Source organism: Methylorubrum sp. GM97 (assembly GCF_024347855.1).
GTDB lineage: Bacteria > Pseudomonadota > Alphaproteobacteria > Rhizobiales > Beijerinckiaceae > Methylobacterium > Methylobacterium extorquens.
In genome coordinates this window covers 277,307-293,920 of the sequence record NZ_AP025942.1, presented here as the reverse complement: position 1 = coordinate 293,920, position 16,614 = coordinate 277,307, and the positions used below count along the sequence as shown (strand labels likewise).

Below are 16,614 nucleotides of genomic sequence, written 5' to 3'. Positions count from 1 at the left end.
GAGGCGCCGTTGCCCCGCTCGCCGCCCGAGGGCTGCGAGTCCGACAATGCAGCCGGCGTGCCAACTCTCTCCCCGCTTCAAACCGACGGTCACGTCAGGATGTGATCGCCGCGTGCTGTCGATGCGGGCACCACTGCCTATGAACGATGCAGTCGTAGCGCTGCCTCAAACGATGGCAGCGCCGCGATCCACCACCCGGACCACGCTGCGGCCGCTGCCGCGCTTCTCCACCCGGATCTGCACGGCAATGCGTTCCATCATTCCGGCGACGTGCGTGATGACGCCGACCTTGCGGCCGCGGCCCTGGAGCGTTTCGAGGGCATCGACGGCCAGATCGAGGGTCTCGGCGTCGAGCGAGCCGAAGCCCTCGTCGATGAACAGGGTGTCGACGAAGGATTGCCGCCCTTCCAGGCCCGACAGCGCCAGCGCCAGCGCCAGCGAGACGAGGAAGCGCTCGCCGCCCGACAGGCTACGGGTCGCCCGGCGCTCGTCGCCCATGTCGCGGTCCACCACATGCAGCGCGAGGTCGGCGCCGACGCTGCGGGCGAGGCGGTAGCGGGGGCTCAGGGCCCGGAGCTGTTCGTTGGCGAGATGCACGAGGTGATCGAGGGTCACCCCTTGCGCGAAGCGGCGGAAGCGGTCGCCGCCCGCCGAGCCGATGGCCTCCTCGACCCTGTGCCACGTCGTCAGCTCGGCCGTGGCCGCCTCGATCTCCCCTGCAAGGTCGGCGGCCTTGGCGCGGGCGGCTTCGTCCCGGCGCAACTCCGCATCGAGGGCGCCGAGGCGTTGCTGGGCCTGCGCCATGGCTTCGGCGAGCCGAGCCGTCTCGGCCTCGGCGGCGGCGACGTCGATCCCGGCCTCGGTGTCCAGGGCCTCGACATCCGCGCGGCGGGTGGCGAGGGCGGTTCGCGTCTCGGCGGCCTCACGCGCCAGCCGGTCGAGGCCGGCCCGCAGCGCGTCGCGGGTCTCGGTCGGCACGGCGAGCAGCGCGGCCACCGCCTCGCGCCCGCGCTCACCGCAGGCCTGCGCGAAGGCGTCCTCGGCCGAGCTGTGGCGTGCGGCGGCACGCTCCGAGGCCGCGATGGCACCGGCCTCGTCGGTGACGGCACCGGTCAACGCACGGGCGGCTTCGGCACACACGGTCTGCGCGGCCTGGAGGGCTTCGCGGGCGGCGCGGCGCTCGTTGTTGAGCCGGGTGCGGTGGGTGCCGGTCGGTTCGCCGTCGAGAAGGCCGGCGCGTTCCGCACGGGCCTGCTGCAGACGGGTCTGCCGTTCCTCGGCCTCCGCGCGGGCCTTCACGGCGGCCCGCGTCTCGGCCTCCCGTGAGGATGCCGCGGCGGCCCGTTCGGGCGCCAGGGCGCCGAGTTGCGCCTCCAGGCCGGCTAGCCGGGTGCGCAAGGCCGCGTAAGCCTGCCCGAGCCTCGCGACACGGTCGGCGCACATCTCGGGCGCCCGATCGAGATCGGCCAGACTCAGATCGGCGGCGCTCAGGGCGGGGGCGATCTCATCTGCCAGCTCCGCCACGCGCTGGATGAGGGCGGCCCGCGTGCTCTCCGCGCGCTCGGCCGCGAGTCCGGCCTCGGTCCGGCGCCGGGTGAGGGCATCGAGCGCGCGTGCCTCCGCTTCGGCCCGCGCCTCCGCCGCGTCGCGTTCGCGGATCAGGCCGTCGATCTCGCTTCGCAGCGTCCGCGCCGTGGCAAGCACATGCAGCGTGGCGTCGCGTTCGGCCCGGGCGGTCGTCCCGGCGGCGGCGAGCGCTGGCGCATCGGGCCCTGGCGGCAGCACGGCCGCGAGGCCAGCCGCTTCGAGCGAGGCCAGGAGACCGGGCAGCGTGGCGCGATAGCGGGCAGCGGTGGCCGCCGCCGCCTCGGCCGCGGCGGCTGCGCGCTCTTGGGCATCGTCGCGCCGGCCCTCCGCCGCCGCGAAGTCGCCGCGGGCGCGGTCGCGGGCGGCTTGATGCTCGCCGATCCGCACATCGAGTTCGGCGCGACGGGCCCGCATCTCCTCGGCGAGGCGGCCGAGCGCGCCGTCGGATTCGTGGGCGTGCGGATGGTCGGAGCTGCCGCAGACAGGGCAGGGCCCGCCTGCGACGAGCAGGCTGCGCAGGCGGGCGGCCTCGCGCGAGACGCTTTCCTCGGCCAGTTCGGCCAGGGGCGCGATCTCAGCGCGGCGGATTCCGGCCTCGTGCAAAGCTTGGTCTTCCACCCGGTAGCGCGCGGCGGCCTCGGTCGCGACCACGCCGGCCTCGGCCTCGGCCTCCGTGGCGGCGGCCCGGTCGGCGAGTGCCGTGCCGTGGCGTCCAGCCAGGGCATAGGCCTCGCGCAGGGCATCGAGCAGCCCTTCGAGAGCGGCGCTGCGCGCCTGCGCGGCGGGCTCGGCGAGCGCTGCGAGTGCGGCCTCGCGTTCCGCGCGAGCGCCGGCCAACGTCTCTCGGCGCGCGCGGAACGCGGCGAGGCGGGCCGTGCCGGCTTCCGCCTCGCCGTCGCAGCCGGCAATCTCGGCGCGCCGCGCCGCCCCTTCCTTCCCGGCCGCCTCCGCTTGCTCGCGCAACCGCGCCCGCTCACGGATGCGCCGGGCGAAATCGTCGCCGCGTTCGGCCAGCGGCGCATGGCTGCGGTCGGCCTCGAGCTGGTGGGCCGCGGCGTCGCGTGCCGCCCGCGCTTCGTCGAGGCGGCGATCGATCGCGGAGAGTGCGACATCCGCCGCCGCCGCCGCTTCGCTCGATCGGAGGGCCGCCTGCGCGGCAGCTGCGGCTTCCTGCTCGGCGATGGCAATGGTCGCATCGAGCGCTGCGGCGCGGTCCCACAGCGGCCCGAAGCTCTTGAAGACGGCTTCCGCCGCCTCGTCCCCGGCATTCGCCTCAGCCCGCTTCGCCTCGGCCGCCGCGGCGGCGGCGCGGGCGTCTCGGACACGGGCAGCGGTCGCCTCAACCCGCGCCTGCGCCTCGCCGCGCTCGCGGGCGGTCTCGCCCAAGGCCTCCGCCCGTCCGCGCAGCGGCTCGACCGCGTCGAGTTCGGCGAGCCGGGCCCGGTCCGGCCCGGCCGCGTCCAGGCTTTCACCCGCCGACACGGCGCGCCGTTCGGCCTCTGCGAGCGCCGTGCGCGCGGCCTCGATCCGGCGGGCGGTTTCTAGGATGCGGCCGACAGCCGCCTGCTCGTTGCGCCATGCCCCGACCCCGGCGCGCAAGGCCTCGCGCTCGGTATTGCGGCTCGACAGGCCCTCCGCATCGAGCAGACCGATCTCGCCGCGGCGGAGCTCCAGCGCCTCGACCGCGCGGCGGTGCTCCTCGTAGCCGAGATGCACCCGCTTCGAGATCTCGGAATAGATCGCCGTGCCTGTGATCTTCTCCAGCAGCTCGGCCCGCTCGCCCTCGGCAGCGAGAAGGAAGGCGTCGAACTCGCCTTGCGCCAGCAGCACCGTGCGGCGGAACTGGTCGAAGGTCAGGTCGGTCAGCGCGACCACCCGGTCGAGCACCTGCGTCTTGCCCGCGGCGATGGCGCTGCCGTCGTCGAGCCGGTGGAGGCGCCGCCGCTCCGCCTGAAGCTTCCCGGTCGCCCGGTTGCGGGCACGAAAGGCCTCCCAGCCAACGCGGTAGGCGACGCCGTCCTGGCCGATGAAATCGACCTCGGCATACCCTGAGCCCGCGCCCCGGCGCAGGATCGCCCGCCCGTCGCTGGCGCTCAGTGCCTCGCCACCGGGATCGGGCACGTCCTCCCGTCGGCTCACGGCGACGCGGGGATAGCGGCCGTAGAGCGCGAGGCAGAGCGCGTCAAGGATGGTGGACTTGCCGGCGCCGGTCTCGCCGGTGATGGCGAACAGGCCGGTGGCGCCGAGCGGCTCGGCCGCGAGATCGACCGCGAAGGGCGCGGCGAGGCTTGCGAGGTTCTCGCCGCGGATCGCGAGGATGCGCATGCGTTAAAGCCTCAGGCTTCCGCTCGTGCGCGGTGGAACACGTCGAGATGAGCGGGCTCGGGGTCCTCGTCCCACTTGGCGCGGAAGGCGAGGCGGAACAGCTCCTCCGGGTCGCGCTCGGACAGGCGCGGCGGCGGTGCCTCGGATTCCTCGATCGCGATCGCGGCTCGCGGCGGCACCGTCACCCGCACATCGACCACGCGCACCGGAAAGCTCTCGGCGATGCGGTCCACTTCGGCGCGGTAGCCGGGCAGCAATCCCTCGCGGGCGAGCCGCACCTGAATGTAGGGCCGCGCCTCCATCGGAAGATCGGGGTCGAGCGCAAGGGCGGCGAGATGATCACCGAGATCGGCCAGCGGCATGTCGCCCGATGGCGGCAGGCGCAGGAACGGTACGGGGCGGGGGATGGCGATATGCTCGATCTCCGCCGCGCCCGCGCCAAGCGTCACCAGGGTGACCCCGTGGCGGTAGGGCTGCTCGGCCGCCGAGAGCGGGATCAGCGAGCCGCAATAGCGCACCTGTCCCCGGCCCAGCACCTGCGCCCGGTGAAGATGGCCGAGCGCGACGTAGCGCGCTTCCTCCGGAAACACGTCGGACGGCACGGCATGCTCGCCGCCGACGAGGATGCGCCGTTCCGCCCCCTCCGATTCGAGCCCGCCGGCCACGTGGAGATGGCCGGTGACGAGGAGCGGCAGGCCGGCGAGCCGCGGCCGGGCCGCCTCGAAGAGCTGGCCGTAGAGGTCGCGCACCGCCCGCACGATCGGCGAGGTCTCGCCGATGCGGGGCTGCTGGCCCAGCGACGAGAGCGGCGGCAGGCAGGCGGCGGTGGGATAGGAGACGGCGAGCACCTGCGCGGCCACCTCCCCGTTGGCCGAGCGAACCGGCACGAGGTGCCGGTCGAGGTCGATCGCGCCGTCGCGGCGGCGGACATTGCCGACGACGTGGACGCCGATGGCTTCGAGCAGCGGGCGCGGTGCTTCCAGCCGCCCGGCGGCATCGTGGTTGCCGGCGGTGATGACGATGGTCATGGCCGGCCGCGCCGCGTGGAGGCGCGCCATCAAGGTGTAGAAGCGGGCCTGCGACTCGCCGGACGGGTTCTGGCTGTCGAAGACGTCGCCGGCCACGACGAGGGCATCGACCTCGCGCTCCACGACGATGCTCTCGAGACAGCCGAACACCGCGTCGTGCTCGCGTTCGCGCGAGAAGCCGCGCAGCGTCTGGCCGATATGCCAGTCGCCCGTATGGAGAACGCGGATCACTGGAGACGCCACTCACCGCTACCGGGGCCGCGACCGTCGCCGCCTCGAGCGGTTTGTAGCGGGTTAGGACGCCGGCTTCGAGAGCGTCCCGGCCGCAGGCCCGGATCTCCTGTGATTCGTCGGCGACCGGCTCAGTGGCAGACGGTGACCGTCTTCACGATCCAGCCCTCGTCGGCCTGCCAGAGCTTGCGCCGTACGCGGTTGCAGTTGGGGGATTCGGCCGCGGTCCAGGCGGTCTGCGGCCCGAGCGGCTGCGGTACCGCCTGCGCGACCGCCGTTCGCGCCGGGCGCGGGGGGCCGCCTTGCGGGCGGCGAGGGCTTCGCCGGGCAGCATCAGGCCGAGGCAAAGCAGTCCGAGCGAAGAGCGGAGGAGGGAGGCGCGCAAGGGAAGGGGTCCGTGGATCGGGCCGAACGGCTACGCTTGATCTAGAGACCGGCCCGGCCAATGCAATCGCCGTCCGCCACAATTCGCCCCGGAATCCGCACCTTTTTTACGAAATCGTTAAAGCCCTTCATTCGGCGCATGGCGGCCGCGCGTGTAACCTTTCGGACACAATGTTCGCACACTTGCCGGTGCAGGAGGCGTGACGGTTGCGATCGGCCCTGACGCCCGGCCGCTTCCTTGCTAGGGAGCAAGCGGGGCAGTTCAGCCGGCCCGGATGATCGTGACCGTTTCCCCGTATTCCGGAGACGTTTCCCGGCCCGGCCACTTCGATCGAGCGATCCATGTCAGTTCAGAACCGCCGTAAGCTTCTTCTCGGAGCCATGACGAGCCTCGGGCTCGCGAGCCTGCCGGCGCGCGTCCTCGCCCAGAGTTTCGAAGGGTTCGACGACGACCGTCTTTATCAGGACAGCGCCGGCCAACTCTACCGCCGCCGGGGCGGGCAGTACGTTCCCTATAATGGCCGGGTGAGCAACGGACGGCCGGTGCCGGATTCGCAGACGGATCTCGACGCCGAGGCCTATGCCCGTCGCCGGGCCGAGCGCTATGGCGAGCCGCCCGCCGCCGAGGCGCCGAACCAGACGCCGCGCCAGCAGCAGGCCGGTTATCCGGTGCCGCCGCAGGAGCCCGATAACGGTCCGATCGACTACACGCGGGCCTACGCGGCGATCGCCAACGAGCCGTTCCCGGTCCAGGCGATCCCTTACAAGAAGTTCGACCCGGTCTTCCTGCGCCAGGAGGTCGATTTCCGCACGAACGAGGCGCCGGGCACCATCGTGGTCGATCCCAAGGCGCACTTCCTCTACCTCGTCCTGCCGAACGGCCGGGCCCGGCGCTACGGCGTCGGCGTGGGTAAGCAGGGCTTCTCGTGGTCGGGCAGCGCCACCGTCAACTCGAAGCAGGCTTGGCCGGATTGGTATCCGCCCAAGGAGATGATCGCCCGCCGGCCGGACCTCGCCCGCGAGGTCGACAAGCTCCAGAGCGGCCTCGGCGTACCCGGCGGCAGCCGCAACCCGCTCGGCGCCCGGGCCATGTACCTCTGGCAGAACAACAAGGACACGCTGTTCCGCATCCACGGCACGCTGGAGCCGCACTCCATCGGCAAGAGCGTGTCCTCGGGCTGCATCCGCATGATCAATCAGGACGCCATCGACCTGTTCAACCGCGTCGAAGTCGGCGCGAAGGTGGTGGTGCTCGGCTGATCCCGCGATAGTTTCCTCGTACGGTCAGCCCGCCTTCGGACGGCGGGCACCCGAAACGAGGAAACATCATGGTCGATCTGATCCCGCGCGCGCATCTCTTCGGCAACCCGACGCGCTACGGTCATCAGATCAGCCCCGACGGGCGCCGCCTCGGCTGGGTGGCGCCCCATGAGGGCGTGCTCAACATCTGGTCGGCGCCGATCGACGACCTCGATGCGGCCGTGCCCGTCACCACCGACCGGCGCCGCGGCATCGACGCCTACGCCTTTGCCTATGACGGGCGCCACCTGCTCTACGTGCAGGACGCGGACGGCGACGAGAACCACCACCTCTACGCCGTCGATCTCACCACGGGCGAGCGGCGCGACCTGACGCCGATCCCCGGCATCGCCGCGGCGATCGTGGGCCTCAGCCGCATCGTGCGCGACCGCGTGCTCGTCGCAATCAACGACCGCGACCCGCGCTTCCACGACCTGCACAGCATTGATCTCGCCACCGGCGAGCGTAGCCTCGTGATCGAGAATCCGGGCTTTGCCGGCTTCCTGATCGACGAGCGCTACGCCGTGCGCTTCGCCTTCCGCAACCTTCCGGACGGTTCGAGCCAGTTGATTGCCCCCGATGGCGCGAACTGGAAGCCGTGGCTCACCTTCCCGCCCGAGGATGCCCGCGTCTCCGGCGCGGAGAATCTCGACGCCGCCGGCACCGCCCTGTTCTGCCGCGACAGCCGCGGGCGCAACACCGCCGCACTCACCCGCATCGATCTCGCCACCGGCGAGACCCGCGTGCTCGCCGCGCACGAGGAGGCGGATATCGGCGCGGTGCTGCAGGACGCCGAGACACACGAGCCGGTGGCCTACTCGGTCACCCATGCTCGCAAATCCTGGCACGTGCTCGACCCGCGCTTGACCGACGACTTCGCCTTTCTCGAAACACAGGGGCTCGGCGATTGGTATCCGGCGAGCCGCACGGAGGACGATGCGCTCTGGATCGTGGTGGCCCGCGCCGACACCCGCGTCGGCGAGGCCGCGATCTACGACCGGCAGGCAAAGACGCTGCGCTCGCTCGGCAGCGCCCGGCCGGAACTGGAGGGTGCGCCGCTCGCCCCGATGAGCCCGGCGATCATCCGCTCCCGCGATGGTCTTGATCTCGTCTCTTATCTGAGCCGTCCGCTCGATGCGCAGGCCCCCGGCCCGCTGGTGCTGCTCGTCCATGGCGGCCCATGGGCGCGTGACAGCTTCGGCTTCGACGGCCTCCATCAATGGCTGGCCAATCGCGGCTATGCCGCGCTCAGCGTCAACTTCCGCTCCTCGACCGGCTTCGGGAAGGCCTTCCTCAATGCGGGCGACCGCGAATGGGGTCAGCGGATGGACGACGACCTCAGCGACGCCGTCGCCTGGGCGGTGGCGCAGGGTGTGGCCGATCCGGCCCGCGTCGCGATCATGGGCGGCAGCTACGGCGGCTATGCCACGCTGATGGCGCTGACCCGCAACCCCGGATCTTACGCCTGCGGCATCGACCTCGTCGGTCCGGCCAACCTCGAAACCCTGGTGCGGACGATCCCGCCCTATTGGGAGGCGATGCGGGCGCAGCTCCACCGCGCCATCGGCGATCCCGACACTGAGGAAGGCATGGCGCTGATCCGCGAGCGCTCCCCGGTCTATTTCGCCGACCGGATCAAGGCGCCGCTGCTGATCGTACAGGGCGCCAACGATCCGCGGGTGAAACAGGCCGAGTCGGACCAGATGGTCGCGGCGATGGAGCGCGGCGGCATCCCCGTGACCTACCTGCTGTTTCCGGACGAAGGCCACGGCCTCGTGCGCCCGGCCAACCGGCTGGCCTTCTTCGCGCGGGCGGAAGAGTTCCTGGCGCGCCATCTTGGCGGGCGCTGCGAGCCGATCCGCGAGGATGAATCGGCCGGGACGTCGATGCAGGTGGTGCGGGAGGGATAGGCGCGCCTCCCGATCCCTTGGCCATGCCGGCGGCCTTCGCCGGCATGGCCTGTCTTGATGCGGAGATCCGCGTTCCGTCAGGCGTCGAGGGTCTGATCCTCGTCCTCGTCGTCGATGTCCACGAGGAAGACGATGTCGGCCTCGTCCTCGTCGTCCGAGCCGTCGCCTTCGGCTTCGTGCTGCGCGTCGGGCTCGAAATCGCCCTCGCCGTCATCGGAGGCGAGCGCGTCCTCGAACTCCTCGATCTCGTCCTCATTGGCCTTGCGTACGATCAGGTCCGACGTGCCGTTCCAGATCGGCTGGCCGTCGATCGTCATCGTGCGGATGTCTTCCTTGAAGCCGTCGCAGGTGAACAGGTCGCGGGCGGTCGCCTCGTCGCCGTTGATGACCGCGATCGCCTTGCCGTCGATCTCGAGCGTGAACATCGGGACTGTCCTCGAAAGAGGGAAAAGAGCCGCGGGCCGACGGGCGGCGCTGCACGGGAAACCCGCACCGGACTGGCCGGGTTCGGCGGCGCTTGTAGGACGCCGGGGCCGGATTCGTCGATGGGCGAAAGCCACGCGTTCAGGGCAATCGCCGCAAAGCGGCGATCCACGCTCCTGAATTTGCTTCAGGTGCCGCTGCTGCCCCGCGAGACGGCCCGCTTCACGACGGCCTGAACCTCGCGGTTCGACAGGAACAGATCGTGGTTGAAGAGCCCGCCGCCGTAATCCGAGGCATCGGCCACGCGCACGCCCAGAGCTTCCAGGCGCTCCCGGTCGGCGGCGCCCGCACGGACGACGCCGCCGGCGATGGCGCCCGACAGTTCGAGTGCGCGGTCGTTCGTCGCCGAGATGACGGTGATGCGCTTGGCGTCCGGCCCCAGGCGCTCGACGCCGTTGGTGAACAGGTCGATGTCGATGTCGGGCGCGGCAAGCACCACCGCGCCGATCCGGGCGACCGCCGCCTCGCCGGCCTCGGCCCGCAGCATGCGCAGCGTCTCCAGCGTGAGGAGCGTGCCCATCGAGTGGGCGACGATGTGGATGCGCCCGCCGCTCGGCGTGGTCGCCACGGTCTTCAACAGGTCCTCGAACGCGTCGCGGGACCACAGCGCGCTCTCGCGGTCGTAGCCGTAATCGAAGGTTGCCGCCGCCGAGGGCCATGTGAACAGGGCGGAAGCCCCATTGAAGCGGATGCCGTCGGAGAGGCGGGCGGCGCTGATTGCGGCCGATTCGAAGCTCTCGCGGTAGCCGTGGACGTAGATCAGCACGTCGCGGCCGAAGGCGGATTGGGCGAAGGCCGCCGCCGCGCCCGACCCCGTCGTGACGTCGCCGACGGAGCGGACGCCCCAATCGCCGCCCACCACCGCCGAGACCTTGCCGATCAGCGAGCGGTCCGGCGCGGTCATGCGCGCCTCGGCAAAGCTCAGGCCCCGGCCGCGCTCGGAGCCGAAGAACGGCGCTTTGGGCGGATTGCCGGCGGCGGGGCGACGGGTGGTGGCGATGAGGAGCACCGGGCTCACGTCGAGCGCCGACTGCGTCTCGCCGACGGCGCCGGTGGCGAGCCCGTCCATCACGCAACCCGACAGGGCAGGGGAGAGTCCGGCCACGCCAGCCAACCCCATGAGGCGCAGGAGAGAGCGGCGGGTCGCGTCGGAGGGCTGCATGAGCGGTTTCGAGTCCCCGAGGAATCCCGCTCCGGTGGCAAGCCGGCGCTGGGCGCTCCTCCTTCGCGCACGATCTTGACCGTGGCGGGGCACGATTGGGATTTTGGGCACTCGACGCCCGCGCGACGCCCCGGCATGAAGGGGCCATGAGCGCGACCCTTCCCGACATGGACACACTCCGCGAGCGGCTTCTGGCCGGCGACCGAGCGGCGCTCGCCCGCGCCATCACGCTGGCCGAGTCGCGCCGGGCCGATCACCGGGCGGCAGTGCGCGACCTCATCGACGCGGTGCTGCCGCAGACGGGGCGGGCGATCCGCGTTGGCATCACCGGCGTGCCGGGCGTCGGCAAATCCACCACCATCGACGCGCTCGGCTCGCTCCTGACCGCGGCGGGTCACAAGGTGGCGGTGCTCGCCGTCGATCCGTCCTCGACCCGCACCGGCGGCTCGATCCTCGGCGACAAGACGCGGATGGCGCGGCTCGCCATCGACCGCAACGCCTTCATCCGGCCCTCGCCCTCCTCGGGCACGCTCGGCGGCGTCGCGGCCAAGACCCGCGAGACCATGCTGCTGTGCGAGGCGGCGGGTTTCGACGTGATCCTGGTGGAGACCGTCGGCGTCGGCCAGTCGGAGACGGCGGTGGCCGATCTCACCGACTTTTTCCTCGTGCTGATGCTGCCGGGCGCCGGCGATGAGCTTCAGGGCATCAAGAAGGGCATTCTCGAACTCGCCGACATGATTGCGGTCAACAAGGCCGACGATGGCGACGGCGAGCGGCGGGCGAGTGCCGCCGCCTCCGAGTACCGCGCTGCGCTCCACATCCTGACGCCGCCTTCCGCCACCTGGACGCCGCCGGTGGTCACGATCTCGGGCCTGCACGGCAAGGGGCTCGATTCCCTCTGGAGCCGGATCGAGGATCACCGCAGCAAGCTCACCGCGACCGGCGAGATCGCGGGCAAGCGCCGCGAGCAGGACGTGAAGTGGATGTGGGCGCTCGTTCACGAGCGGCTGCACCAGCGCCTCGTCGGCAGCGCCGAGGTGCGGCAGGCCACCGCCGAGGCTGAGCGGGCGGTTGCGGGCGGCGAGCACTCGCCCGCTGCCGGCGCCGATGCGATCGCGACCCTGATCGGGTTGTGAGCCGTCTGCTCATCACGGGCTTCGGCCCGTTCCCGACCGTGCCCGACAATCCGAGCGCCCGCCTCGCGCGGCGCGTGGCGGCCTCGCCGCATCTGCGCCGCCTCCTCGGCCACGCGCCGGACTGCCTCGTGCTGGAGACGCGCTACGGCGCCCTCGACACGCAACTCGCCCCGGCTCTGGCGAGGCGGCCGCGTGCCGTGCTGATGATCGGCGTTGCGGCGCGCCGGTCCCGCGTCTGCGTCGAGACGCGAGCGGTCAACCGGGTCAGCCGGTTGTTTCCCGATGCGAGTGGGGCGGTGGGGCGTTTCCTCGCCTTCGAGCCGGATGGCCCGGCGCAGCGGCGGAGCGGGGCGGCGGCGCAGGTGCGGGTCGCCCTGAAGCGCGCCGGACTCGATGCCGCCGCGTCACGCGATGCCGGACGCTACCTGTGCAACGCTTCGTATTATCGGGTGCTGGCGACGGGGTGCCCGGCGGTTTTCGTGCACATCCCGATGCCGCCGCGCACCCGCCGTCCGAAGGTCGGCGGAGGCCGCCGGCCCCCCGCGCTCGATCGATGGACTGAGGCCTTGATCGAGGCGGCCCGGGTGCTCGCCCTGCGGGGCAGGGCGCAGCCTTAGCGGGTCTTCAGGCCCATTCGCGCTGAGCGAGCTTCGCCTCGTAGGCGTCGATCGCCGGAGCCTTCTGGTCGAGGGTCAGGCCAATCTCGTCGAGGCCGTTGAGCAGGTTGTGCTTGCGGCCCTCGTCGATGTCGAAATGCAGAGTGCCGCCGTCCGGGCCCTTGATGGTCTGCGCCGCCAGATCGATCGTCAGCGTCGCGTTGGCGCCGCGCTCTGCGTCCTGGAACAGCTTTTCCAGATCCTCCGGCGAGACGACGATCGCGAGGATGCCGTTCTTCGCGCAGTTGTTAAAGAAGATGTCGGCGAAGCTCGTGGAGATCACGCAGCGGATGCCGAAATCGGCCAGCGCCCAGGGCGCGTGCTCGCGCGAGGAGCCGCAGCCGAAATTGTCGCCGACCACGAGGGTCTTGGCGTGGCGGTAGGCCGGCTGGTTGAGGACGAAATCGGGATACTCCGAGCCGTCGTCGTTGTAGCGCATCTCCGAGAACAGGCCCTGGCCGAGCCCGGTGCGCTTGATCGTCTTGAGATACTGCTTGGGGATGATGCGGTCGGTATCGATGTTGATGATCCGCATGGGCGCGGCGACGCCCTCCAAGGTCGTGAACTTTTCCATGGGGTCTTCTCGGGGGTCTTCTCGAAATCGTCGTCGGCGGCCGGGTATCAATCCTGCGGCCTTGTGCGCCGGTATTTAGCAGTCCGAGCGCCCCACCGGTAGCCGCTCCGTTTCAGCCGGCATTGCGCTTGCGTTATGATAGGATGGGTCGCGAAGGGGGATAGCGAGACCGATGGCCGACACTTCAGACACTTTCAAGAAGGCGCCCAAGCACAAGCCCGCTAAGGGCAAGAGCGTGAGCGTTTCCCCCGAGATGCGCCAAGCCTATGCCGACCTGATCAAGGAGCGGGAGGAGAAGGAGCAGGCCTATGGCCGCCACCTGCGCAAGGACGAGCCCCGGCGGTGACGGCACTGAAACCCTAAACCGCCCTGAGTGCCGGCCCGCGCCGGACGAAGCCGACGATGTCCTTGACCGCATCCAGCGTCGGCGCCGCGATCGCCTCGGCCCGGCTCGCGCCGTCTCCGAGAACGGAATCGATATAGGCCGGATCGGCGACGAGCCGCTTCATCTCGGAACCGATCGGCGCCAGGGTCTCGACGGCGAGATCGACCAGCGCCGGCTTGAAGCTCGAGAACTGCGCTCCGCCGAAATCCGCCAGCACTTCGTCGCGGGTGATGCCGCGCAGTGCCGCGAAGATGCCGACGAGGTTGTCCGCCTCCGGCCGGCCGGCAAGGCCCGCGACCTCCGAGGGGAGGGGCTCCGGATCGGTCTTGGCCTTGCGCACCTTCTGGGCGATGGCGTCGGCGTCGTCGGTGAGCGCGATGCGCGAGTACTCGGACGGGTCCGACTTCGACATCTTCTTGGTGCCGTCGCGTAGGGACATCACGCGCGCCGCCGGCCCACCGATCAGCGGCTCGGTGATCGGGAAGAACTGTTCGCCGTGGCCATGCGCCAGGATCGACCCCGCGAAGTCGTTGTTGAACTTCTGCGCGATGTCGCGGGTCAGTTCGAGGTGCTGCTTCTGATCCTCTCCCACGGGCACATGCGTGGCACGATAGGCGAGGATGTCGGCGGCCATCAGCACGGGGTAATCGTAGAGACCGATGGAGGCGTTCTCCCGGTCCTTGCCGGCCTTGTCCTTGAACTGCGTCATGCGGTTGAGCCAGCCGAGGCGGGCGACGCAGTTGAAGATCCAGGCCAGTTCCGCGTGCTGCGGCACCTGGGACTGGTTGAAGACGATGGAGCGCTTCGGATCGATGCCGGCGGCGAGGAAGGCCGCCGTCACTTCGCGGATCTGGCCCTTGAGCGCCTCCGGGTCCTGCCACATCGTGATCGCGTGGAGATCGACCACGCAATAGAGGCACTGCGCGTCGCGCGCCTGCATTTCGACGAAGCGCTTGATGGCGCCGAGATAATTGCCGAGGTGCAGGTTCCCGGTCGGCTGGACGCCGGAAAACACGAGTTCGGTGAACGCGGCCATCGGCGCGGGTCCCTGGAAAGAAGGTCCGGGCCGAGGCGATCTCGCATCCCGCTTGAAGCGGCGGTTTCTGGCACCCGCAGCGGCGGCCGGTCAAGCAGGATGGGTCGCGCTCCGGCGCCTCCCGTCCCGCGGCCACATCATCCGTGGGCGATTACGAAGCCCGCGCCGCGTAGGCGTTCATGATCGCGGAGAGCAGGCCGGGGAACCGCGTCTCCACTTCCGCACAGCGCGAGTGGTTGCGCATCTCGACGCCATGACGCTCGCAGCGGATCAAGCCGGCCTCGCGCAGCACCTTGAAGTGGCTCGACAGCGACGATTTCGGGATCACCTGATCGCCCACCGATGAGAGGGCCGAGCACGCCTCCACGCAGCCCGCCTTCGTGATCCGGGCGAAGATGGCCGCCCGGCGCGGATCGGACAGGGCGTGGAGGATCGCCTCCGGCTGGACGTCCTCGATCGCGGGGTGAAACAGGGGCCTCATGATTTATCCATATGGGGGCTTGAACCCCGCTTCGGTAGTTCCGAAATCCCGAACTATGGGACTGAGGTGACCGTACCGGCGCCGGCCCATGTCGAAGGGTTAGCACAGATGTCAAAGCTTGAGGGCAAGGTCGCGGTCGTCACCGGTGCGTCGAAGGGGATCGGCGCCGCCATCGCAAAAGCATTGGCGAAGGATGGCGCGGCCGTCGTCGTCAACTACGCATCGAGCAAGGCCGGCGCGGATGCCGTCGTCGAAGCCATCACGGCCGCCGGCGGCAAGGCCATCGCGGTCCAGGCCGATGTCTCGCAGGCCGTGCAGGCGCGGGGCTTGGTTGAGGCCGCGGTGCAGCAATTCGGCCGGCTCGACGTGCTGGTGAACAATTCCGGCGTCTACGAATTCGCGGCGATCGAAGAAGTGACCGAAGAGCATTACCGCCGCATCTTCGACGTCAACGTGCTGGGCGTCTTGCTCGCGACCCAGGCGGCATCGAAACACCTGGGAGAGGGCGGGAGCATCATCAACATCTCGTCCGTCGTCACCGACGTGCTGATGCCGACGAGTGCGGTCTATAGCGGGACCAAGGGGGCCTTGAACGCGATCTCGGGCGTCCTCGCCAACGAGCTGGCCCCGCGCAAGATCCGGGTCAACGTCGTCAGCCCCGGCTACGTCGTGACCGAGGGCACCCACACCGCCGGCATCGCCGGCTCGGAGATGGAGGCCGGCCTCGTCGCACAGACACCGCTCGGCCGATCCGGCCAGCCGGACGACATCGCCGGGGTCGTCGCGTTCCTCGCTTCCGACGATGCCCGCTGGGTGACCGGCGAGGTGATCAACGCCAGCGGCGGCGTTCGCTAAAGGCGCTGCGTTTCCTCCTGCGCCCACGCGAAGGGGGCGCAGGAAGAAACCTCGAAGGAAGCGGGCCGGCCCTGTTCCGTCATCGTCGGCCTGCGTCGTTTCAACGATTCCTGCGGGAGGCGGGGCCCCGTCACTTGGTGCGTGGCGCCGCGAACGATCTCGACCCAAGCCCGTTCGAGGCTCTCGCCGCATGCGGCCCTTGGTGAGCTTGACGGTAGGCTCGGAGAACGGACAATCACGCTCCAGCCCTGACACCCCAAGCCGACGAGGGGCGATGCTGCGGGCGGAGAGTGGATCGTGATCCGACATACGCGCCTCCTCCTCGCTTCCCTGTGCCTGATCGCGACAGGCGCACGGGCCTCCGCCGAGCCGGTGCAGGACGGTCAGCTCTGGATCAACACGACCCTGTTCGGGTCCGTCGGCGATGTGGCCTACTTCGCGGAAGTTCAGCCGCGGATCGGCAACGGCATCTCGCAGCTCGACCAGATCATTCTACGCCCGGCGGTGGGCTGGAAGGTCAACGACGCGCTCGTGCTCTACCAGGGCTACGCCTATGTCGAAGACCACGGCATGCGTGACAATGTGCGGATCGAGGATCGCAGCTTCCAGGAGATCAACTGGAAGATCGGAGAGTTCTCCGGCGTGAAGGTCTCATCCCGCACCCGCTTCGAGCAGCGATGGCAATCCGCCGGGCGGGATGTGGGGTTTCGGCTGCGCGAGAATCTGCGTTTCGCGATGCCCCTGCCGAAGGATTGGGGCGGCGTCTCGGCCGTCGGCTGGACAGAGCTCTTCGTGGCCCTGAACGACACGGATTGGGGCACCCGGGCCGGCTTCGACCGCGTCCGGGCCTTCATCGGCCTCGAGCTGCCGATCGGTGGGAAATCGACGGTCGAGATCGGGTACCTGAACCAGACGGCCCGGACGCAGGCCAGCGGGATCGAGCTGGATCACATCCTGTCGCTCAATCTCTTCGTTCGATACTGACAGGCGCCCCGCGCCGCGATCGACGCCGGCTCGGCGAGGATCGCGGACATCGATGCTGGGAAGCGGTGACGATCCGTTCGGCACCGCTCCAGGTCCAT

14 protein-coding genes are annotated in these 16,614 nt (G+C 70.3%); 7 read left to right on the top strand and 7 right to left on the bottom strand.

Annotated features, from left to right (window positions below; genetic code table 11):
* Positions 1–165: 165 nt before the first annotated feature.
* A complete protein-coding gene (locus MSPGM_RS01400; RefSeq protein ID WP_012752018.1) occupies positions 166–3,912 on the bottom strand; it encodes an AAA family ATPase in 3,747 nt (1,248 codons plus the stop codon).
* 11 nt (positions 3,913–3,923) lie between these two features.
* A complete protein-coding gene (locus MSPGM_RS01395) occupies positions 3,924–5,171 on the bottom strand; it encodes an exonuclease SbcCD subunit D (RefSeq protein ID WP_003597310.1) in 1,248 nt (415 codons plus the stop codon).
* A gap of 726 nt (positions 5,172–5,897) precedes the next feature.
* On the opposite strand from MSPGM_RS01395, the gene MSPGM_RS01390 reads away from it, so the two are divergent.
* Both MSPGM_RS01390 and MSPGM_RS01385 read left to right on the top strand, forming a co-directional pair.
* Complete coding sequence (locus tag MSPGM_RS01390; protein WP_003597305.1) at positions 5,898–6,815, top strand: L,D-transpeptidase; 918 nt, start codon at positions 5,898–5,900, stop codon at positions 6,813–6,815.
* A 68-nt stretch (positions 6,816–6,883) separates the two neighbouring features.
* Positions 6,884–8,764 (top strand): S9 family peptidase, encoded by a 1,881-nt coding sequence (locus tag MSPGM_RS01385; protein WP_003597303.1) that lies wholly within the window; start codon positions 6,884–6,886, stop codon positions 8,762–8,764.
* Positions 8,765–8,841: 77 nt separating this feature from the next.
* On the opposite strand, the gene MSPGM_RS01380 is transcribed toward MSPGM_RS01385, so the two are convergent.
* Positions 8,842–9,189 carry a hypothetical protein gene (locus MSPGM_RS01380; RefSeq protein WP_003597301.1) on the bottom strand — a complete coding sequence of 116 codons (348 nt, stop codon included), beginning with the start codon at positions 9,187–9,189 and terminating at the stop codon, positions 8,842–8,844.
* 185 nt (positions 9,190–9,374) lie between these two features.
* Entirely contained in the window at positions 9,375–10,409 is a 1,035-nt protein-coding gene (locus MSPGM_RS01375) for an alpha/beta hydrolase (RefSeq protein ID WP_003597299.1), read from the bottom strand.
* A 146-nt stretch (positions 10,410–10,555) separates the two neighbouring features.
* On the opposite strand from MSPGM_RS01375, the gene meaB reads away from it, so the two are divergent.
* Both meaB and MSPGM_RS01365 read left to right on the top strand, forming a co-directional pair.
* Entirely contained in the window at positions 10,556–11,545 is a 990-nt protein-coding gene (meaB, locus tag MSPGM_RS01370) for a methylmalonyl Co-A mutase-associated GTPase MeaB (protein WP_003597297.1), read from the top strand.
* The gene (locus MSPGM_RS01365) at positions 11,542–12,162 is read left to right on the top strand and encodes a peptidase C15 (RefSeq protein ID WP_003597294.1); all 621 of its coding nucleotides are present in this window, start codon (positions 11,542–11,544) and stop codon (positions 12,160–12,162) included. The genes meaB and MSPGM_RS01365 overlap by 4 nt, the downstream gene beginning before the upstream one ends.
* Positions 12,163–12,169: 7 nt before the next feature.
* Here the strand turns inward: MSPGM_RS01365 and leuD are convergent, their stop codons facing one another.
* Positions 12,170–12,775, bottom strand: a complete 606-nt coding sequence (gene leuD, locus MSPGM_RS01360) for a 3-isopropylmalate dehydratase small subunit (protein ID WP_003597293.1) — start codon at positions 12,773–12,775, stop codon at positions 12,170–12,172.
* 172 nt (positions 12,776–12,947) lie between these two features.
* Here leuD and MSPGM_RS01355 point away from each other — a divergent pair, with 172 nt between their 5' ends.
* Complete coding sequence (locus MSPGM_RS01355; RefSeq protein ID WP_261926131.1) at positions 12,948–13,121, top strand: hypothetical protein; 174 nt, start codon at positions 12,948–12,950, stop codon at positions 13,119–13,121.
* Positions 13,122–13,134: 13 nt separating this feature from the next.
* Here MSPGM_RS01355 and trpS read toward each other — a convergent pair whose 3' ends face one another.
* Together trpS and MSPGM_RS01345 are read right to left on the bottom strand one after the other, a co-directional pair.
* Positions 13,135–14,196: a tryptophan--tRNA ligase gene (gene trpS / locus MSPGM_RS01350; protein WP_003597289.1), complete on the bottom strand. Its 1,062-nt coding sequence runs from the start codon at positions 14,194–14,196 to the stop codon at positions 13,135–13,137.
* A gap of 151 nt (positions 14,197–14,347) precedes the next feature.
* Positions 14,348–14,677: an ArsR/SmtB family transcription factor gene (locus MSPGM_RS01345; RefSeq protein WP_003597287.1), complete on the bottom strand. Its 330-nt coding sequence runs from the start codon at positions 14,675–14,677 to the stop codon at positions 14,348–14,350.
* Between the two features lie 108 nt (positions 14,678–14,785).
* Between MSPGM_RS01345 and MSPGM_RS01340 the strand changes: the two genes are divergently transcribed.
* Together MSPGM_RS01340 and MSPGM_RS01335 are read left to right on the top strand one after the other, a co-directional pair.
* Positions 14,786–15,532, top strand: coding sequence for an SDR family oxidoreductase (locus MSPGM_RS01340; RefSeq protein ID WP_003597283.1), 747 nt, complete (start codon positions 14,786–14,788; stop codon positions 15,530–15,532).
* Positions 15,533–15,829: 297 nt separating this feature from the next.
* Positions 15,830–16,516 carry a DUF2490 domain-containing protein gene (locus MSPGM_RS01335; protein ID WP_003597281.1) on the top strand — a complete coding sequence of 229 codons (687 nt, stop codon included), beginning with the start codon at positions 15,830–15,832 and terminating at the stop codon, positions 16,514–16,516.
* Positions 16,517–16,614 lie beyond the last annotated feature (98 nt).

Excerpts from the sequence above, each read along its gene's own strand:
- MSPGM_RS01380 (WP_003597301.1), bottom strand. The coding sequence starts at position 9,189 with ATGTTCACGCTCGAGATCGACGGCAAGGCGATCGCGGTCATCAACGGC.
- trpS (WP_003597289.1), bottom strand. The coding sequence starts at position 14,196 with ATGGCCGCGTTCACCGAACTCGTGTTTTCCGGCGTCCAGCCGACCGGG.
- MSPGM_RS01340 (WP_003597283.1), top strand. The coding sequence starts at position 14,786 with ATGTCAAAGCTTGAGGGCAAGGTCGCGGTCGTCACCGGTGCGTCGAAG.
- MSPGM_RS01385 (WP_003597303.1), top strand. The coding sequence starts at position 6,884 with ATGGTCGATCTGATCCCGCGCGCGCATCTCTTCGGCAACCCGACGCGC.
- meaB (WP_003597297.1), top strand. The coding sequence starts at position 10,556 with ATGAGCGCGACCCTTCCCGACATGGACACACTCCGCGAGCGGCTTCTG.
- MSPGM_RS01355 (WP_261926131.1), top strand. The coding sequence starts at position 12,948 with ATGGCCGACACTTCAGACACTTTCAAGAAGGCGCCCAAGCACAAGCCC.
- MSPGM_RS01390 (WP_003597305.1), top strand. The coding sequence starts at position 5,898 with ATGTCAGTTCAGAACCGCCGTAAGCTTCTTCTCGGAGCCATGACGAGC.
- MSPGM_RS01400 (WP_012752018.1), bottom strand. The coding sequence starts at position 3,912 with ATGCGCATCCTCGCGATCCGCGGCGAGAACCTCGCAAGCCTCGCCGCG.
- leuD (WP_003597293.1), bottom strand. The coding sequence starts at position 12,775 with ATGGAAAAGTTCACGACCTTGGAGGGCGTCGCCGCGCCCATGCGGATC.
- MSPGM_RS01375 (WP_003597299.1), bottom strand. The coding sequence starts at position 10,409 with ATGCAGCCCTCCGACGCGACCCGCCGCTCTCTCCTGCGCCTCATGGGG.
- MSPGM_RS01345 (WP_003597287.1), bottom strand. The coding sequence starts at position 14,677 with ATGAGGCCCCTGTTTCACCCCGCGATCGAGGACGTCCAGCCGGAGGCG.